We start from the raw sequence: 16,883 nt of genomic DNA, 5'->3' as shown, positions 1-16,883 counted from the left end.
AAAAAAATCTGATTATTGCCCTACTATTTTTGATTTCAAGGTACACAAAAAGCACTCATCCCTGTAAGATTAAAGTGACCAAATCCAACAGATACAAAAAACTTTAAAACCGTTTTTAGACAGCTTTTTGGAACAACACAACGAATTACCCGAGTATATTGTAGCGGATGCCGGCTATGGAAGTGAAGAAAATTATATGTATAACAACGATATCTTGCATAAAACGCCATTAATTATCTATGCTAGTTATCATAAAGAAAATAAAAAGACCTATAGAGGCTGCCCTGTTCGTAGTCAATGTACGAAAGCAAAAAGTGAGTGAAACCGACAAATTTTAGTGAATAATACATGGCGTTATTTCAAAGCAGAATGTAAAAAGAAGCTTTTAGAGGAAAAAACAGGTTCGATCTATCGGAAACGGAAAATCGATGTCGAACCAGTGTTTGGACATCTAAAGGATTATTTGGCGTTCCAACGTTTCCACTTACGAGGGAAACAAGGAGCCAAGATTGACATTGGCTTGGCACTCATGGCATTAAATTTAAGAAAATTAGGGAAATACATGGAAAGGAAGAGACGCAAAGAAGAAAAAACAAGTCCGATTTTGAAATTAACCATCAAAATCGGACTTGTTTTCTTTTGGAGAAAGGACTATTGTCCCACTCTCGTCTTCTCTTTTATAACCAAGTTTCTAATTATCTTCTTGGTTCGTCATCTTCGAATTCTTTTCTGAAGTATCTGCGTTCTTCTTCAGGTTCTGCTTCTGTTTCTTCCGGATCATGAAAAATGACACGGATTTTAAGGATTCGAGAACCTTCCATTTCTTCAGAAACCAGCGTAATATTATCGACATCAAACGATAACTTTTCGCCTTCATCCGGAATCATGCCTAACGCTGTAATCAAATAACCAGCCATCGTGTCTACATCACTCATATGCAAATCACTGTCAAAAGCTTCATTGAATTCATCAATCAGCATTCGTCCTTGGATAATATATTCGTGTTCATCGATTTTTTCATAAAGATTCTCAACTTCATCTGATTCATCATCGATTTCTCCGACGATTTCTTCTAAAAGATCTTCTAATGTTGCTAAACCAACGACACCGCCATATTCATCCAATAAAATAGCCATTTGATTCTGTGTCTTTTTCATTTCATATAATAGATCATCAATAAAGACCGTTTCAGGAACGAATAAAGGCTCCTGCATGATTTTTTTGATATCTAAATGATCAAAGCCAAATTTATGGGCTGCTTTTAGTAAATTCTTTGTATGAAGGATTCCAACTACCTTATCTTTGTCTTCATTATAGACAGGAATTCTTGAATAGTTTTCAGATAAAACTTCATTCACATTTTCTTCCACAGTGTCATTGATATCAATCATAAATGCATCCGTTCGTGGGACCATTACTTCTCGGGCAACTTTCGTATCAAGAGAAAAAACCCCTTGGAGCATTTCCAATTCTTCGTTGTTCAATACACCTTCGTTTTCAAGCATATAACGCATTTCATCTCTGGTCATTTTTGAATCTTCATCATCAAAGGTCATCGGTGTGATACGTGCCAACAAACTTGTGGAAGCAGAAAGCAACCAGACAAAGGGCTTAGCTACTACGCCGATCAAGCGTATCAGCCCTGAAGTGAACTTTGCGACTTCTTCTGATTTATTTAAAGCAATACGTTTAGGGTACAATTCTCCAAAAACAATCGATACATAGGTCAAAATAGCCAGCACAATGATATTTGCAATATTTTTTGCCGCTGTACCGCCACCTAATACCGGAGCTAACCGTTCCGATAAAGTATTCGCTAGTGACGCACCAGACAAAATGTTGACCAAAGTGATTCCTACTTGGATTGTCGATAGGAAATTATTTGGATTCTGCAATATTTTTAAAAGCTTTTGAGATTTCACATCTCCTTCATCAGCTTTTTGCTCGATTCGATTCTTATTGATCGAAACAACAGCAATTTCGGAAGCTGCTAAAAAAGCATTGATCAATGTCAAAACGATCAATAATAAAATCTGCGCTAACAGCGACTGACTCTCAGGGTCAGCATTCATAATCGCATTCTCTCCTTATAAAATTAATTTTTAGTTTACGATAGAAAAAAACGTGGCACTATAGCCACGTTAAAATGGTATCACAAAGCAATTTTCTTTGCAATAAAAACAAGTGTACTAAAACTATCTACGAGGTCGTAGCAATTTTTTTCTTGTTTTCATTTTGTTTATCTTCCTTGATGATTTTGATTATATAGGAAATGATCGTCTTGCAAATTGCGTAAAAAGGAACACCTAAGAAGATACCAAGCAATCCGGCAATGTTTCCTGCTACTAGAAGGACGATAATGATCGTTAGTGGATGGATCTTCAGTGATTTCCCAATTACATTCGGATAAATGATGTTTCCATCTAACTGTTGGACGATTAGTACAACTAAACAACAAAGCAATGCTTTTATCGGATCGTTGAAGATCGTCACTAAAAATGCAGGTGCTAGCCCTAGATAAGGTCCTAAATATGGTATCAGGTTCGTCAACCCTGCAATGACCCCAAACAAGAAAGCATAATCTACACCGATGATCATATATCCTAAAAATGTAAAAGTGCCGACGAATAGACATTCAATTGCTTGTCCACTAATATAATTAGCTAATGTTTTATTCAGCTGTCCCAATAATTCCACAATTTGATTTCTTCTTTTCTCCGGGAAAAACTGTTGGATGTTTGGCACTAGTTTTTCACCATCTTTCAACATATAGAACAAGATGAAGGGTGCCGTAATAATCACTACGGTTGCCGAAGCAATCGTTCCAACGATCGAACCTAAACTGTTGGAAACGCCACTAAGGAATTGTTGAATGATCGTCCCGTAAGAAATATCTAATTGTTCAAAATATTTATTGATATCAACTTCCTTGAACACAGGCAATTCGGCTACCTCTTTTAACCAACTTTCGACCTGTTTGATAAAATCAGGCATATTGGATGCCAATGAGGAAATTTGCTGTACTAGACTTGGAATGACACTGAGTAAAATCCAAATAATTGCTGCAACTAAAAGGAGCAGCACAATTGCGACAGCCCATATTCTTTTGATTTTTGCTTTCATCAGCAGCTTGACGATAGGATTCAGCAAATAGTAAAGAAAGCCTGCAATCAGTACAGGTGCAAATAACGTGGAAAAAAATGTCCCGATCGGTTCAAAAATAAAATTTATTTCTGATGAAATCATGATCAGTGCAGCTATGATCAATAATTCAAGCGACCAAAACATTAGTTTAGACTGTCTAAGTTTTTCAAACAATAGATTTCCTCCTTTCTTTCTTCCTAGTATATATTATATTCGCTAAAAATTCTTTTATTCTTTTTTATTTTTGAAAACTTTCCATACTTTTTATTTATTTTATTTTCCAGTATACTATACGAAAGGAAGGTGGCTAGACCATGAAAGTTGTACAAACAAAAGATACAATGAGCAATATTTACTTAGATTCTGTAAGAATCAGACATCAAGTCTTTGTAGTCGAACAAGGTGTCCCTCTGGCTCGAGAAATAGATAAAGATGAAGCACATTGCATCCATTTCGTCTTGTACTCAGAAAAAAAAGAACCGCAAGGAACTGTACGTCTTTTGCCTTTAGAAAACGGAAAAATGAAATTACAGCGAATGGCGATTCTTTCTGAATACAGACACCAAGGCTTAGGTAAACTATTGATTGAAGAAGCAGAAACCTTTGCTAAGAATCAAGGCTATAATACGATTTTATTAGGAGCGCAGTCTACAGCGGAAGCTTTTTACGAAAAGCTTGGTTACATAGCTTACGGTGAGCCTTTTGAAGACGCTGGCATGCCTCACATTTATATGAAAAAGACTTTATAAAAAATTTTTCGAAAAAAAAAACAAAAAAACAGCAAGCTTTTGAGAAAGATTTCTCACTGGCTTACTGTTCTTTTTTGCGTTTACTTACGCGACAATTGCTTGTAACGGTCATACCAAATATCAATATAGCCTTCTGAGAACGGGCCATCTCCATTATTGATCCAGTCAACCAGAATCTTCACATTTTCTTTTAGGATGAAGTCAATATCGTTCGGGTAATTCATCATTTTGCTGTGCATCTCGTACTCATCGACATCCAATAGTCGTTTCTCGCCGTCAGGAAACACCTTGATATCCAAGTCATAGTCGATATATTTCAAGGCCTCATCGTCCAGCAAAAAAGGTGAAGCTAGATTACAATAATAGGAAACCCCCTTTTCTCTGATCATTGCTATTACATTGAACCAGTATTTTTTATGAAAATACACAATCGCTGGTTCGCGCGTTACCCATCGGCGTCCGTCAGATTCAGTGACTAATGTGTGATCATTCACGCCGATCATAGAGTGTTCGCTTGTTTTCAATACCATGGTATCTCGCCACGTTCGATGCAATCTGCCGTCGTGCTTGTAACTTTGGATCGTCACAAACTCTCCTTCTTTTGGAACTCCCATAGCAACCCTTCCTTAAGCAGCATTTTGTGCTTTGTGTTTGGGTGTTCATTACACCGACATCATAATTATTATATCAATAAAAATGAGCTTTGCCTAGAAAGGATTCCTATTGTTTCGATTTTTCTCCAACTGTTCCACTAGTTTCATTTGTACCTTAGGAAAAACGACCGAATCAAATGCAGTAGGCTTCAACCACTTCGAAGTTTTGTTCTCGGTAAATTCCTGTTCTGCTTCCTCGGTTGCCCGTCCGTAAAAAAGGAGGACATGCCATTTCAGATGACTAAAGACATGAGTAACTTCTCCTAAATGACGTGTCTGCCAAATAAAAAGTTCCTGCTTTTCGAAGGGAAGCTCTTTTCCGTCTTCTGCTACTAGATCATCAAACAGATCGACTTCCTGTTTTGCTTCCCATCCTTTTTTCAATCGCTCGTACTCCTCTTGTGTCACTTCCATCATTGGAAATGTCCACATATTTGCTAGCAGTTTTTGGCTATCTCTTTCTTCAAAATAATACGCTCCAGAATGATTTTGAAGAGCCGCACTGATATAATAAACGTCTTTTGGCTTTGCTTTTTTTGTTTTTACAGGAAAGCTCGTTTGGATTCCTCGTTTGTTGGCTAAACAAAAGGCTTGGATCGGACAAGCTTCACACTTTGGAGAAGTTGGTGTACAGATAGCTGATCCTAGATCCATCATTGCTTGGTTGAATTCACCTGGATACGTTTCATCAATGATTTTCCGCATCGCTTCATCAAAGATTTTCCTGCTGGAAGCTTTGGCGATATCTGCTTCAATGCAAAACAATCTGCTGACTACTCGCATCACGTTACCGTCAACTGCAGGTTCTGGAAGTCCAAATGCTATACTTGCTATCGCTCCTGTCGTATAGGGGCCTATTCCTTTCAATGAGCTGATTTCTTCAGGCGTTTGCGGCATTTTTCCGTCAAATTCAGACATGATCTGTTTAGCAGCTGCTTGGATGTTTCGGGCTCTTGAGTAATAGCCAAGCCCCTCCCAAGCTTTTAAAAGCTTTTCTTCTGGAGCAGTTGCCAATTCTTCAATTGTAGGAAACCATTCCATGAAGCGATAAAAATAATCGATCACTGTATCTACTCTGGTCTGCTGGAGCATGATCTCAGAGATCCAGATACGATAAGGATCCCGATTGTAGCGCCATGGCAGGTTTCTTTTTTCTTGTTCATACCATCGAATGAACTGATCTTGAAATTCTTTTGTTTCTTCGTCTGTCCATTTTTCCCATTCTTTATTCACTTTCCTCTTCCTTTTCCGTAATGAATCGCTGGATCATATCCAAATCAAATCCTTTTTGATATAAGCTTTGTTTTACTTTTAGGTTTCTTTTTTTAGGTTCAAATCTTGAATTTCTTCGCCATAGTTTATCCCCTTGTTTGACTAAATAATCATATTCTGTTTCCTGGTCTACTTCTTGCGGAAGATCAGCCATCGCTTGTTGGATCACTTCTTGAGAAAAACCTTTTGTCATCAGAGTTTGTTGGATTTTCCGCAATAATTCTTTTTGGCTTTTCCCATGATTTTTTCCAAATGTTTTTTCAGCCGTTTGACGTGCATTTTGAACTTGGTCTTCAACTGTATACTGGGCGAGCGCCTGTTCAATAATCTCTGGTTTTAATCCTTTTTGCTGCATTTGCTGTGACAATTTTTTTGGACCTTTGTCACTTAAGCGCATATTCGTGCGCACATAACTTTCCCCATAGACCAAATCATTGACAAGATCCAATTCTTTTAAGCGGGCTACGATTTTATTTCGATCTTCTTGAAGGATTTCCTTTTCTTTTAAGTATGCTCGGATTTCTTTTTCCGACCGTAACTGATAGCTTAAGTAATTCATTGCTAGCTGAAATCCGAAATCAGCTCCACTGCTCTTCTTGATCTCTTGGATAGTTTCTTCGTCTAATTCCCGTCCTTTTAACAAACGATAGCGTACTAATACATCTTCAGATACTTGTAAAGCTTCTCCTTCAGATAAATCTACGCGATAGAAAGGGCCTTTGCCTTTACTGATTCTCGTAACGGTTAACATAAACATCCTCCTCGAACATATATTCTCTATCATACCATAGAAAATCCCCGTAATCAGGTATTATATGTTAGAATAAACCACAGAAAAAAGAAAAAGGGAGATACTTATGGCAGAAACAATTGTCAAAAATGGACAAACGGTTCCTTTGAAAATCAAGCGTTTAGGCATAAATGGCGAAGGAATTGGTTATTTCAAACGATTGATTATATTTGTTCCGTATGCACTACCAAAAGAAGAAGTACTAGTCAAAATCACGAAAGCAACTCCTCGTTATGCAGAAGGAGAATTAATAAAAGTCAAAAAGCCAAGCAAAGATCGCGTAGTGGCGCCATGTCCTGTTTATTATGAATGCGGTGGCTGTCAATTACAACACTTAGCCTATCAAGCACAATTGGATTTTAAAAAGGATCTACTCTTGCAAGCATTGGAAAAATTCAAACCAGCAGGCTTTCGATCCTACCAGTTGTTACCGACGATTGGGATGGATGATCCATGGCATTATAGAAACAAAGCACAATTTCAATTACGAAAAAATAAACAAACGCAAAAGGCCGAAGCGGGTTTATATGAAGCAAACTCGCATCAGTTAGTTCCTATAACAGACTGTCTGGTACAAGAACCCCGAACACAAAAAGTGATGAATACTGTTGTTCAACTATTGAATAAATTTGATGCACCCATCTATGATGAACGGACAAACAGTGGTATTTTCCGCACGATCATGGTCAGAATCGGTGTCAAAACTGGAGAGCTGCAAGTCGTTTTTATTACTCGCAGTAAAAAATTCCCACAAAAAAACGCAATGATTCGTGAGATCAATGAACGCTTGCCCGAAGTTGTTTCGATCATGCAAAATGTCCAAGCACAAAAAACATCTCTCGTGATGGGGGATGAAACGATCCACGTATGGGGAAAAGAAGCCATTGAAGAACAAATCAATGAAGTGACTTTCGATCTTTCTCCTCGCGCCTTCTTTCAGTTGAATCCTCAGCAGACCGAACTGCTTTATGGTGAAGGAATCAAAGCATTAGATGCCCAGCCTGATGAAACAATCGTAGATGCTTATTGCGGAGTTGGTACGATTGGTTTAAGTGTAGCAAAAAAGGTCAAAGAAGTCCGAGGAATGGATACCGTTCCTCAAGCAATCGCTGATGCAAAAAGAAATGCGGAAAGATTAGGGTATCACAATACTCGATATGAAGTCGGTACAGCCGAACAAGTTCTACCTAAATGGTTGAATGAAGGTTTTCAGCCAGATGGTATCATCGTAGATCCGCCACGTACGGGTTTGGATAACGCATTGATTCAATCGTTACTGAAATTTCCGCCAAAAAAACTTGTTTATATCTCCTGTAACGTTTCTACACTTGCCAGAGATCTGGTCCATTTAAGTAAAAAGTTCAATGTTGAATATTTACAGTCTGTTGATATGTTTCCTCAGACTGCACGTTGTGAAGTCGTCGTGAAGATGACGAGACTTGCTGATTAAATGAGAGAAGGCGTGAGCCTGCCATTAGTTCCGAGTCATAAGGAACAATTTCAAAAAACAGCTTCTCATGTTTGATGACTATTGTCACTTGTGACCGAGGAGTTGGCAGGCGAACACTGCTTATTCAAAAAAAGGGTTGTGACACGTTTTTTGTCACAGCCCTTTTGATTATTATTGGATATTCACGTCAATCACTTGATAGAATGCATTTGTCGTATCACTGATATTCCATACTGCTAAAATCACATTGTATCCTTTGCGGTCTTGAGGAAGTGTAATTGTTTGGTTGACTGTTTTTGGTGGTACGGTTGCTTTGTCGTCTATTTTTGTGATCAATTCAAAATCGCTAAATTTCAAAGGTTGATCAGGGTTCCAATTTGGCTTGGTAATGTAGTAATCCCAAGTACTTGTCCGATGTTGTGCTGTTAAATTCCAAGTAATATTCAATGTTCCTGGATTGACCATATTTTTATGCCATCTGTTAGATGTTTGTTCGTCTAAAGGTTCAAATCCGCTGACTCCTGCACTGGCGATTTTTCCATCAATGAATGTATTTTTGGTAGCTTCGATACTTTGCGGTTCCCATTGTGCTCTTCCGACATTTTGGTTTAGATTCCCTGCTGCTGATGTTCCTAGGTATGCACGGCTTCCAGGAGAAGTAATATAACCGTGTGCGAAACCTGGAATGCTGAAACCGAACAACCCTAAACTAACTAACCCGATAAACAATAACGTACTAATCTTTTTCATGTAGAAACCTCCTTCATTTGATAAACATATTGTAAACGCTTTATTATATTAGCGCAAACATTATGCTTTTATAATTTTATATTAAAATAAAAAGAAACAGGAGCTAAATAAAACTCCTGTTTACATTTTTTATTTTATTTTTCATATATATCTATGAATCAAGAAATCTGTCTCCAAGGTCCCCATTCTCCAGATTCACTTGGATTATTGTTTTGAGTCCAGTACTTAGCTTCATAGATGATGCCTTCGTATACAACACGATCGCCAGCCGCATAAACTTTTTCAGGATCCCATACTGGATATTCACTTTCATTGTCCGCTAATGTTGTAAACGTCAATGTTGTTTTATCCGAAATATTACCAGAACGGTCTTCTGCTGTAAGTTCCACTGTATAAGTTGTATTCGCTTTTAAATCCTCAAAAGTATAATTGATATCTATTGTGCTTCTTTCAACTATTTCTTCGTTTCCAATCAATCGAAGGTTATACTTTCCAATAGAATCATTATCTGTCGCAGGTGACCAACTTAGCGCAGCACGCCTAGATGTCACCAATTCTGCTTTAAAATTCTCTGGAATAGTTGGTTTTTCTTTGTCCTCTGGAAGAGGTGTGTCATCTGTAAAACGTTGTGCCACATTTAAAAATTCATACCGGTTATTGACTTGTCCTTGTCCTCCATCGACCTTTGAATCTCGATTCATTGACCAGTAGGAAACCATCCCAATCTTTCGTTCTTTTGCATGCTGAACGACTCGATTCAACATCGTTGCTGTAAAGTATGGATGAGCTTCACTTTCAAATCCGATTGATGGAGTGGTTCCTAATTTAGCATATGCTTGTTCTGTCGTCAAAGTCGTTCCCATAAATCTTTGATAATACTCTTTTAACTGCACCATTGTATTATCCACAGCATCAAGCGATCCTTGGGCATAATCTGGTACACTGCTTCCGTAGCACATCGTCATTAGATTGATATTTGCCAAATCTACGCCTGCCTCCAGATAAGCTTGTAACACTGCTAATCCGGTCGAAATCAGGCCAGTATCCATGACTGGCAAGGTCAACGTTACTTCTACACCAGTTGCTTCTTGAACTTTCTTTACCGCTTTTGCATTTGCCAAATTCGCTTCATATCCCATCGCAGCGGCTTCGACATCATAGTCTACACGTGTCAATCCATAGCCTTGAATAACTTCCATATAGGCATCATATAAAAGTTCTTGATTTTGAGTGACCTCCCAAAATGCTCCTGAATTCAGTCCGCCAAACGAAACAGCTACATCTCCGCCATTTTGACGTAATTCCCGGATAGATTTTTTGATTCCTTCATACTGCCATTCGTCATTATCAATCTCACTTAGACCATTAAAACCACCCCAAGCCCAATCAATTCGACCATTTCTAATACCTCTCGCCTGTAAAAAACCTAATTTAAAAAATTTCTGTCCTGTTTGTTGAGCAACAGCTGCTAAGTTCAATGCACCGTTATTAGATAGTTCTTCATCAGAAGAATAAGCAGTTATATCCACATAAGGAGCAACTACTTGTTTTGGCCACTCAATTCCTTGTCCTACTCCAAAATCGGGATTAGTCGCTACTGCTTGTTCGATTGCAGATGATTCTTGTACTTGGATCAGCAATGCAGGAGAAAAAAGCATCGTGCTGAGTGCCGCCCCAGTAAGTATTTTACGTAAACCTCTTTTCATATTTATCAACCTTCCTATGTATAATTTTTTACTTCTAACAAGCTTTTATGTAATCGATTACAATGTAGATTGTAACAGAAAAACACAAGGAAATAACGAATTTAAAAAAAACATGAGAATTATTTAATACGATCTTTTTCAAATTCATGATTCATATAAACAAATTTTTAACTTTTTTAAATAACAATATTACTCCATTATTCTTACTTCACAAACTAAATAGAGGTATTGCTGTGATTCTTCATGTAAAATATTATTATAGAAAGGAGTTAATAGAATGAAGATGATAAAAGATATTCGTTTTTGGGTTTGTGTTATAGGAATTGTCATATTAGGCTTTTTATCAGGACTGCTTAGCGGAAATCCTGGAGAATATTACTATTCTTTACAACTTCCGCCATTTGCACCACCTAGTTGGATATTTGGACCAATGTGGACCTTGTTGTATATTTTGATGGGGATTTCTCTTTATTTGTTGCTTAATCACAACAACAAAAAACAGCGAAACAACCTTGTAGGTCTTTTTGTGATTCAGTTCATTTTTAATTTCATATGGACTGCTCTATTTTTTAATTTAAGAAATATCTTCGTTGCAGCAATCGATATTACACTTTTGGTTATTTTCTTGTCAGTGCTTATGTATCAATTATGGTTGCATCATCGCCTAGTCATGTGGCTCATGATTCCATATTATTTATGGGTTCTATTCGCAACTCTACTGAATTATTCGATTTATTTTTTAAACTAAGTGCTAATAAGTGAAAACTTGTTAAAAAGTATATTTAACACATAGAAAGAGTGCCACCTAAGTTAGATTTTTTTGTCTAATTTAGGTGGCACTCTTTATTAACCAAACTATTTTTTTCTAGTACCCACTTGTTGTTCCATACTCATTATTCTGGTCATAACCATAACCATTTTGTTCCTGTCCAGCATAAGGATCATAACTTTGAGTATCTTGACTTGGTGTATAGTACTGACTTGTATCTTCTGTTTGCTGATAATAGGTATTCGGATCTTGGTACTGATCATAGGTGTTTTCTGAATAGGAAGAATAATCAGTGTATCCTTCACTATTCGATCCATCACCGGTTGTCGAATCGGCATCTTCCGAATCATCAAAGAACATCATTGAAGCATTCTCATTTTTCAAATTAGGTAATGTGTCGCTTGTTTTGATATTTAATTGTTTCTTCAGTTCATTTTGAATCGAAAGAAGATCATTTTGTCCTAAAATCTGATAGTAGACTTCATTGATCATTTGACCTTCACCTTGCAACTGGTCTTGTTTGATCGTTTCGAATGCTGCCGTGTAATTTGTTGCTACATCAAGCATGTCATCCCAATCCAAATCCGTTGTCACATTGTTTTCGACTGCTTTTAAAATTTTTCTATAATTGCTTACGCCATCTAAACTTAAAACTTTATTGACGATTTTCGTCACTACTTCCCGCTGACGACGTTGTCGCCCGATATCTCCTTCTGGATCTTCGTGTCGCATTCGGGAATAGGCTAATCCTTTTTCTCCATCCAATGTTTGTTCACCTACTGGTACATGGACACCATCCAACGTAAAGTCGATTTTATTATTCACTTTGATGCCGCCGACCGCATTGATCAAATCTTCCATACCGTCCAAATTGATGGTTACATAATGATCAATAGGAACATCAAGCAGTTGTTCAATTGAATCCATGGCCATTTCGACGCCACCAAATGCATAGGCATGATTTAATTTATCTACCGTTCCATACCCTACGATATTCGTATAAATATCTCGGTCCAAACTGATAATCGTTGATTTTTTTTGTTTCGGATTAACGGTTACTACCATCATCGTATCAGAACGCCCTTGTTCTGTTCTTCCTAATCCACCGGTATCTAAACCTAATAGCAAAACCGAAAACGGTTCTTTGTCATCAATACTTACTTTCTCAGAACGTTTGGAAGATATTCGATTAGAGTTTTTAGATATTTTGTTTACTGTTTGGCTCGCTTCTCCCATAAATCTGATACCGTATGCTGATAACCCGGCTATCAGCAAAACGAGTATACCTAATAAGGTTAATAGAACTTTTTGCCATCGCTTCATAGTACACCTCTGTCTCACATTTTCTAAAATATTGTCTCATACAACTGTTCAATCAGCAAATTCACTTTTTAATCATAAGAAAACTTTAAAAAATAATTCTTGTATAATAACCGTTCTTTTAAAAATTTTCTCAAAATTCTTAACTATCATACCACACCACGAAAAAGTTCGAAAGCCCGAATATACGCAGTTTACAACCGTTTTATCTTTTTTTATGCATTTTTTGCTAGAAAAATTGAACAACCAGATATTTCACAAAAATAGGAGTGTGACATCGACCTGCCACACTCCTTTCCCGTCATTTTAACGATTCCTCTCCACTCTGTTCAGACTAACATGGCGTTTCCCTAATACCTTCTATAAAGTCTGACTTTTCATATTATGCTTGTTTCCGATCTGACGCACATATTTGCCGATTTCATGAAAATCACTTCCAGTAACTGATCCTTTTGCTAAAACTAAACTGTCTTCTATTAGTTTTGTTTCCAGATCATTGCATAGTTCCTGAAGTGAATCGAACCATTGAAGCCGATCATCTGTTTTCTGTCCTTCTTCAAAAAGCAATTTAAAATGTTCCCCATAACCATAAATATGCGTGGCAGCCGATTGGTTTAACTCCTCTTGTACAAAGCGGTGGATTTGCTTTGCTGAATCGCCTAAATCAGCGATTTGTCCAAGTATCAAGACTTTATTTCCTTTATAAAATGGTTGTATCCCATCAAAGTAATTGATTGCATTTTTCATGGAAGGCAATGAAGCGTTATGCGTATCATCAATAAAGGTGAAGTCCATCCCTGTTTCTGATGTATAAATCGTACGTTCCAATATCTTAGGTAGTGGTTTGAATGTCTCAAATTTTTTTATATATGGAGAAATATCTTTTTTCAGTTCTTTTGCTACAGTCAACGCAGCCAATGAATTAGCGATCATCCCTTCTGAAGAAACTGCAAGTTTCAATAAAATATCTTCTCCGAAAAAAGAAACTAGGACTTCGCAATATTCTCTTTTTTGTGAGATTTGTTTCACAAAAACATCTCTTGAAGCATCATGTAATGAATAGACCACTATTTTGCTGGTTCTTTTCTCAGCAGCGCTTACTAAAATTGAAAATTCTTCTTTCCCTATATCTCCATTGATGATGGCGATCCCATCTTGTTTCAGGCCTTCGAAAATTTTTGCTTTATGCACTGCTACTCCTTTTGTATCTTTTAAAGAACTAAGATGTGCTTCTCCAATTGAAGTCACAATAGCAATATCTGGTTGTATCAAATTAGACATCGACCCTGTATCATATGAATTCAAAGCATTGACAGAAACTTCAAGATTCAAGACATCAGGATTAGAAAGTAATTTACTCATGTATAAAGGAACAGCAAACCGAACGTTGTGGTTTCCCCTGTTTTCCAAAACTTTATCTTCTTGAAGCAAATGAGTGATCATCATTCGCGTAGAAGTCTTCCCTGCTGACCCGGTAATCGCAACAACCGGATTTACAAAACAGGACCGCAATTTCGCGGATAATTCCAATAAAAATTTCCAACTATCTTCTACGATGAACTGTGGTGTCGTCACTGACGGATCCATGATTGGTTTTTCAGTGACGATCACACCAAACCAATTTTCTTTTCCGATGATTTGTTCATTTCCATCTCGCCATCTCACGACCTTTCGATTGACGTAACTCCTTCTTTCTGGCGAAACACAAACAAACATCGTATCAGAATAATCCATGTTTCGTTTTAAGTGGCCTGAGAAATATTCAACATCTTGGATATTTCTATCTAAATCTCCATATTTCTTTAAATAATGGCCATCCATATCAACTAATAATGAATGTATAGAAGTCATAACTCTCCTCCTGTTTTTCTTGTTTTTTCTATATGGCTTACCACCTGCCTCTTCTTGGCCTTGCTTGGTTTACATATCTGGAGGCATTCGGTTCGATCCTTTTCGGAGAATCATCTTGATCCACTTCCCAAGGATACAACCCTTCTTCATTTTTCTTATATTGACTTAAATCTGATTCTTTCAGATTATTTTTTTGATCATTTTTCCGACGTATTTTAAGCCCTAAATAGAAAACACCAAATGCAGCTAATGCAGCAAAGCGAATGAATCCAACCATTCTTCTCACTCCTTCTTTTGATCATACATTCGATAGTTAATCAATCCTGATAAAAAATGCTCTGCATCATCGATCCTCATACGAAAACGATCATGACGTGCAAAAAAGCCATATTTTATTATTTCTGGTTCTTTGAAGAATTGAGCAAATTCAGGGAACATGACCCCAGTAGTGATTTCATGTCTCACCCTTTTTCTCATTACTGTATTTATTCTTTCTTTTACCTTATAGAAGTCAGTTTCTTCAGCAAAGATCGTTTTTCTCCACGTGCTGAACTCCAATTTTCTCATCATTTTTGAAGCAGCGACAAGCAATTCCAGCATCGTAGGATAAGCAGTATCTCTTTTATCAATAAAGTCGATATTATCTAACGCATTTTTTATACCGAAGCGATAATATTCTTCTGTCTGGCTATGTTTCAGCATTTCATTGGTCGCATAACTTAACCAATGATCATGATATTTTTGATAGTCGTTCGCTACGAACTGGTCCATCAAACCTTGACATATAGCAAAAACTTCTTTATTGCCTAAAATCTCATATGCTCGAAGCAAAGAGAATAAAATTTCACCATCATAATAAATGATCCGAAATTTTTCTTTCGTTTCTAGTTGTGCATTAAGTACATGAATCGTTCGATGCTCATTTGTTAAAAATTTAGCGGAAACAGTTTCTATCAGACGATTTAGGATTGGAACGTATTGTTCGTCACCTGTTTGTTCGATGTATTTTGAAAAAGCTAAGATTGCTGTAGCCTGTGCTCCTAGCTTATATTCAATCTCTGTGTTTAAATAATCCTTGATTAAAAAATAACCGTCAGTCTCCGAAGTCAGATTTTCAATCCCCCAATCTAAACCCTTTTCAACCTCTGAGAGCATTTTTTCATCTGAAAAGTATTCTGCTGCTTCGGCTAGCGCATATAAAGACGAAAAGTGTCTCACGGAATTGTAACCTTTAAGCAGCTGATTATAACAAGGATAATATCCGTAAATAAATTTCCCTGTAGCAGTTAGCTGGTTTTGTAGATATATACTTCCTTTTTCGATCACTAGATCTGTTATTTCTGATAAATTTTCATATGAAACTTCCCGTAAGCAATTTCCATTACCGTAATCTTGCAAAGGATAAATATGACCGTCTTCAAAATAAAAAGATTTTGTTTTAAAGTAATAGAACGCAGAACGCTCCAAGTAACTGAGATCTGTCTCTTCACGACCATACTTGCGTTTCACATAACTGCGGTAATTTTGAGCGTCGATTCTTAAATCAGGAAGATTCTTCCCAACTTTATGTGTTTTACTAGGTTTGATGATCGCATTTGCTACCAGTTCTTCTTTTAAGAAACTTCTTTTTCTTAGCCCATCAATTCTTACATTGAAATCAATGTAATTATTTCTTCTGATTTTTTTTAAGTGCTGTATAAACTGCTCATAGTTGGTTTTTTCTTCTTCAATAGCAATATCGATTCTTAAATAAGTCGCCTGATCCAGCTTATTGACATGGTAAGCTGTCAAAAAATTCCGCCAAATCGTATCAAAATTACTGCCGTAGAATTCAAAGATCTTTCCTCTATTCGTAAAATCTCCTGTAGAGACGATCATCAATTGTTTTGATACATTTGTTTCAATTGTTTCTATCATTTCTTTGATTGCTGGCAAATAGCTTTCTTTTGTCTTAACTAGCACTCAATCACCTCATATTAAAAAGAAGTTGCGGCAAACAAAATCTGAACATCCGTTTTTATCAAAAAAGCATAGATACGGAACTGCTTGCCGCAACGGCTTCTTTCTTAATTATTCATTGTTATCTGTTTTTTTATTTTTTTTGATTTTCCAAATTCCTAAACCAGATAGTGTAGACAGAGCTGCTCCTAACCAAGAAAGTGAACTATGAAGTGTCTCAGCAGTTTTTGGCAAGGATTTCGGTGTAGAACCACCTGTAGTACTTGGTTTTGGTGTATTTGAATGACCATGTCTTATTGGCATCTGCCCTGGATCTTGATCATGAGAATGCATGTCTCCCATTGGATGATTAGCGTCAGCGTCGGCATCAGCATCGGCGTCGGCGTCAGCATCTGCATCGGCGTCGGCATCAGCATCCGCGTCAGAATCAGCATCCGCATCCGCATCGGCATCCGCGTCAGCATCCGCAT

At 37.1% G+C, this 16,883-nt stretch carries 15 protein-coding genes and 1 pseudogene; 4 read left to right on the top strand and 12 right to left on the bottom strand.

Features of this window, described 5'->3' with window-relative positions:
- Positions 1–78: 78 nt before the first annotated feature.
- Positions 79–733, top strand: a pseudogene (locus ESP02_RS10715) (transposase); the annotation flags it as partial.
- Here the strand turns inward: ESP02_RS10715 and ESP02_RS10710 are convergent.
- The gene (locus tag ESP02_RS10710) at positions 696–2,072 is read right to left on the bottom strand and encodes a hemolysin family protein (RefSeq protein WP_002315296.1); all 1,377 of its coding nucleotides are present in this window, start codon (positions 2,070–2,072) and stop codon (positions 696–698) included. The pseudogene ESP02_RS10715 and the gene ESP02_RS10710 sit on opposite strands and share 38 nt — an antisense overlap.
- A gap of 127 nt (positions 2,073–2,199) precedes the next feature.
- Positions 2,200–3,318, bottom strand: a complete 1,119-nt coding sequence (locus ESP02_RS10705) for an AI-2E family transporter (protein WP_010733425.1) — start codon at positions 3,316–3,318, stop codon at positions 2,200–2,202.
- Between the two features lie 140 nt (positions 3,319–3,458).
- On the opposite strand from ESP02_RS10705, the gene ESP02_RS10700 reads away from it, so the two are divergent.
- Positions 3,459–3,893, top strand: a complete 435-nt coding sequence (locus tag ESP02_RS10700; RefSeq protein WP_010733424.1) for a GNAT family N-acetyltransferase — start codon at positions 3,459–3,461, stop codon at positions 3,891–3,893.
- A gap of 80 nt (positions 3,894–3,973) precedes the next feature.
- Here ESP02_RS10700 and ESP02_RS10695 read toward each other — a convergent pair whose 3' ends face one another.
- The 3 genes from ESP02_RS10695 to recX all read right to left on the bottom strand — a co-directional run bounded on the left by ESP02_RS10695 (position 3,974) and on the right by recX (position 6,569).
- Positions 3,974–4,507 carry a DUF402 domain-containing protein gene (locus ESP02_RS10695; protein WP_002310342.1) on the bottom strand — a complete coding sequence of 178 codons (534 nt, stop codon included), beginning with the start codon at positions 4,505–4,507 and terminating at the stop codon, positions 3,974–3,976.
- 93 nt (positions 4,508–4,600) lie between these two features.
- Positions 4,601–5,779: an A/G-specific adenine glycosylase gene (gene mutY / locus ESP02_RS10690; protein ID WP_010733423.1), complete on the bottom strand. Its 1,179-nt coding sequence runs from the start codon at positions 5,777–5,779 to the stop codon at positions 4,601–4,603.
- Positions 5,772–6,569 carry a recombination regulator RecX gene (gene recX, locus ESP02_RS10685; protein WP_038398799.1) on the bottom strand — a complete coding sequence of 266 codons (798 nt, stop codon included), beginning with the start codon at positions 6,567–6,569 and terminating at the stop codon, positions 5,772–5,774. Before recX ends, mutY begins: the two co-directional genes overlap by 8 nt.
- A gap of 106 nt (positions 6,570–6,675) precedes the next feature.
- On the opposite strand from recX, the gene rlmD reads away from it, so the two are divergent.
- Positions 6,676–8,058: a 23S rRNA (uracil(1939)-C(5))-methyltransferase RlmD gene (rlmD, locus tag ESP02_RS10680; RefSeq protein ID WP_002343015.1), complete on the top strand. Its 1,383-nt coding sequence runs from the start codon at positions 6,676–6,678 to the stop codon at positions 8,056–8,058.
- A gap of 171 nt (positions 8,059–8,229) precedes the next feature.
- Here the strand turns inward: rlmD and ESP02_RS10675 are convergent, their stop codons facing one another.
- Both ESP02_RS10675 and ESP02_RS10670 read right to left on the bottom strand, forming a co-directional pair.
- Positions 8,230–8,808 (bottom strand): lytic polysaccharide monooxygenase, encoded by a 579-nt coding sequence (locus ESP02_RS10675; RefSeq protein WP_002315302.1) that lies wholly within the window; start codon positions 8,806–8,808, stop codon positions 8,230–8,232.
- A gap of 158 nt (positions 8,809–8,966) precedes the next feature.
- Positions 8,967–10,514 carry a carbohydrate-binding protein gene (locus ESP02_RS10670; protein WP_038398796.1) on the bottom strand — a complete coding sequence of 516 codons (1,548 nt, stop codon included), beginning with the start codon at positions 10,512–10,514 and terminating at the stop codon, positions 8,967–8,969.
- Between the two features lie 277 nt (positions 10,515–10,791).
- On the opposite strand from ESP02_RS10670, the gene ESP02_RS10665 reads away from it, so the two are divergent.
- Positions 10,792–11,262 (top strand): TspO/MBR family protein, encoded by a 471-nt coding sequence (locus ESP02_RS10665; protein ID WP_002310332.1) that lies wholly within the window; start codon positions 10,792–10,794, stop codon positions 11,260–11,262.
- Between the two features lie 117 nt (positions 11,263–11,379).
- Here ESP02_RS10665 and ESP02_RS10660 read toward each other — a convergent pair whose 3' ends face one another.
- The 5 genes from ESP02_RS10660 to ESP02_RS10635 form a co-directional block, all read right to left on the bottom strand.
- Entirely contained in the window at positions 11,380–12,606 is a 1,227-nt protein-coding gene (locus ESP02_RS10660; protein ID WP_038398794.1) for an LCP family protein, read from the bottom strand.
- A gap of 357 nt (positions 12,607–12,963) precedes the next feature.
- Complete coding sequence (locus ESP02_RS10650; protein WP_038398793.1) at positions 12,964–14,454, bottom strand: UDP-N-acetylmuramoyl-tripeptide--D-alanyl-D-alanine ligase; 1,491 nt, start codon at positions 14,452–14,454, stop codon at positions 12,964–12,966.
- Positions 14,455–14,491: 37 nt separating this feature from the next.
- Entirely contained in the window at positions 14,492–14,731 is a 240-nt protein-coding gene (locus tag ESP02_RS10645; protein ID WP_038398791.1) for a hypothetical protein, read from the bottom strand.
- Positions 14,732–14,736: 5 nt separating this feature from the next.
- Positions 14,737–16,416 carry a hypothetical protein gene (locus tag ESP02_RS10640; protein ID WP_038398789.1) on the bottom strand — a complete coding sequence of 560 codons (1,680 nt, stop codon included), beginning with the start codon at positions 16,414–16,416 and terminating at the stop codon, positions 14,737–14,739.
- Between the two features lie 108 nt (positions 16,417–16,524).
- Positions 16,525–16,883 (bottom strand): LPXTG cell wall anchor domain-containing protein (locus ESP02_RS10635; protein WP_146926053.1); only part of this gene is annotated, 359 nt, incomplete at its 5' end.

This window comes from Enterococcus sp. NBRC 3427 (assembly GCF_007996925.1).
GTDB lineage: Bacteria > Bacillota > Bacilli > Lactobacillales > Enterococcaceae > Enterococcus_B > Enterococcus_B lactis.
Note: the sequence above shows the minus strand (reverse complement) of the source record. Positions and strands in the feature narration are given on the sequence as shown.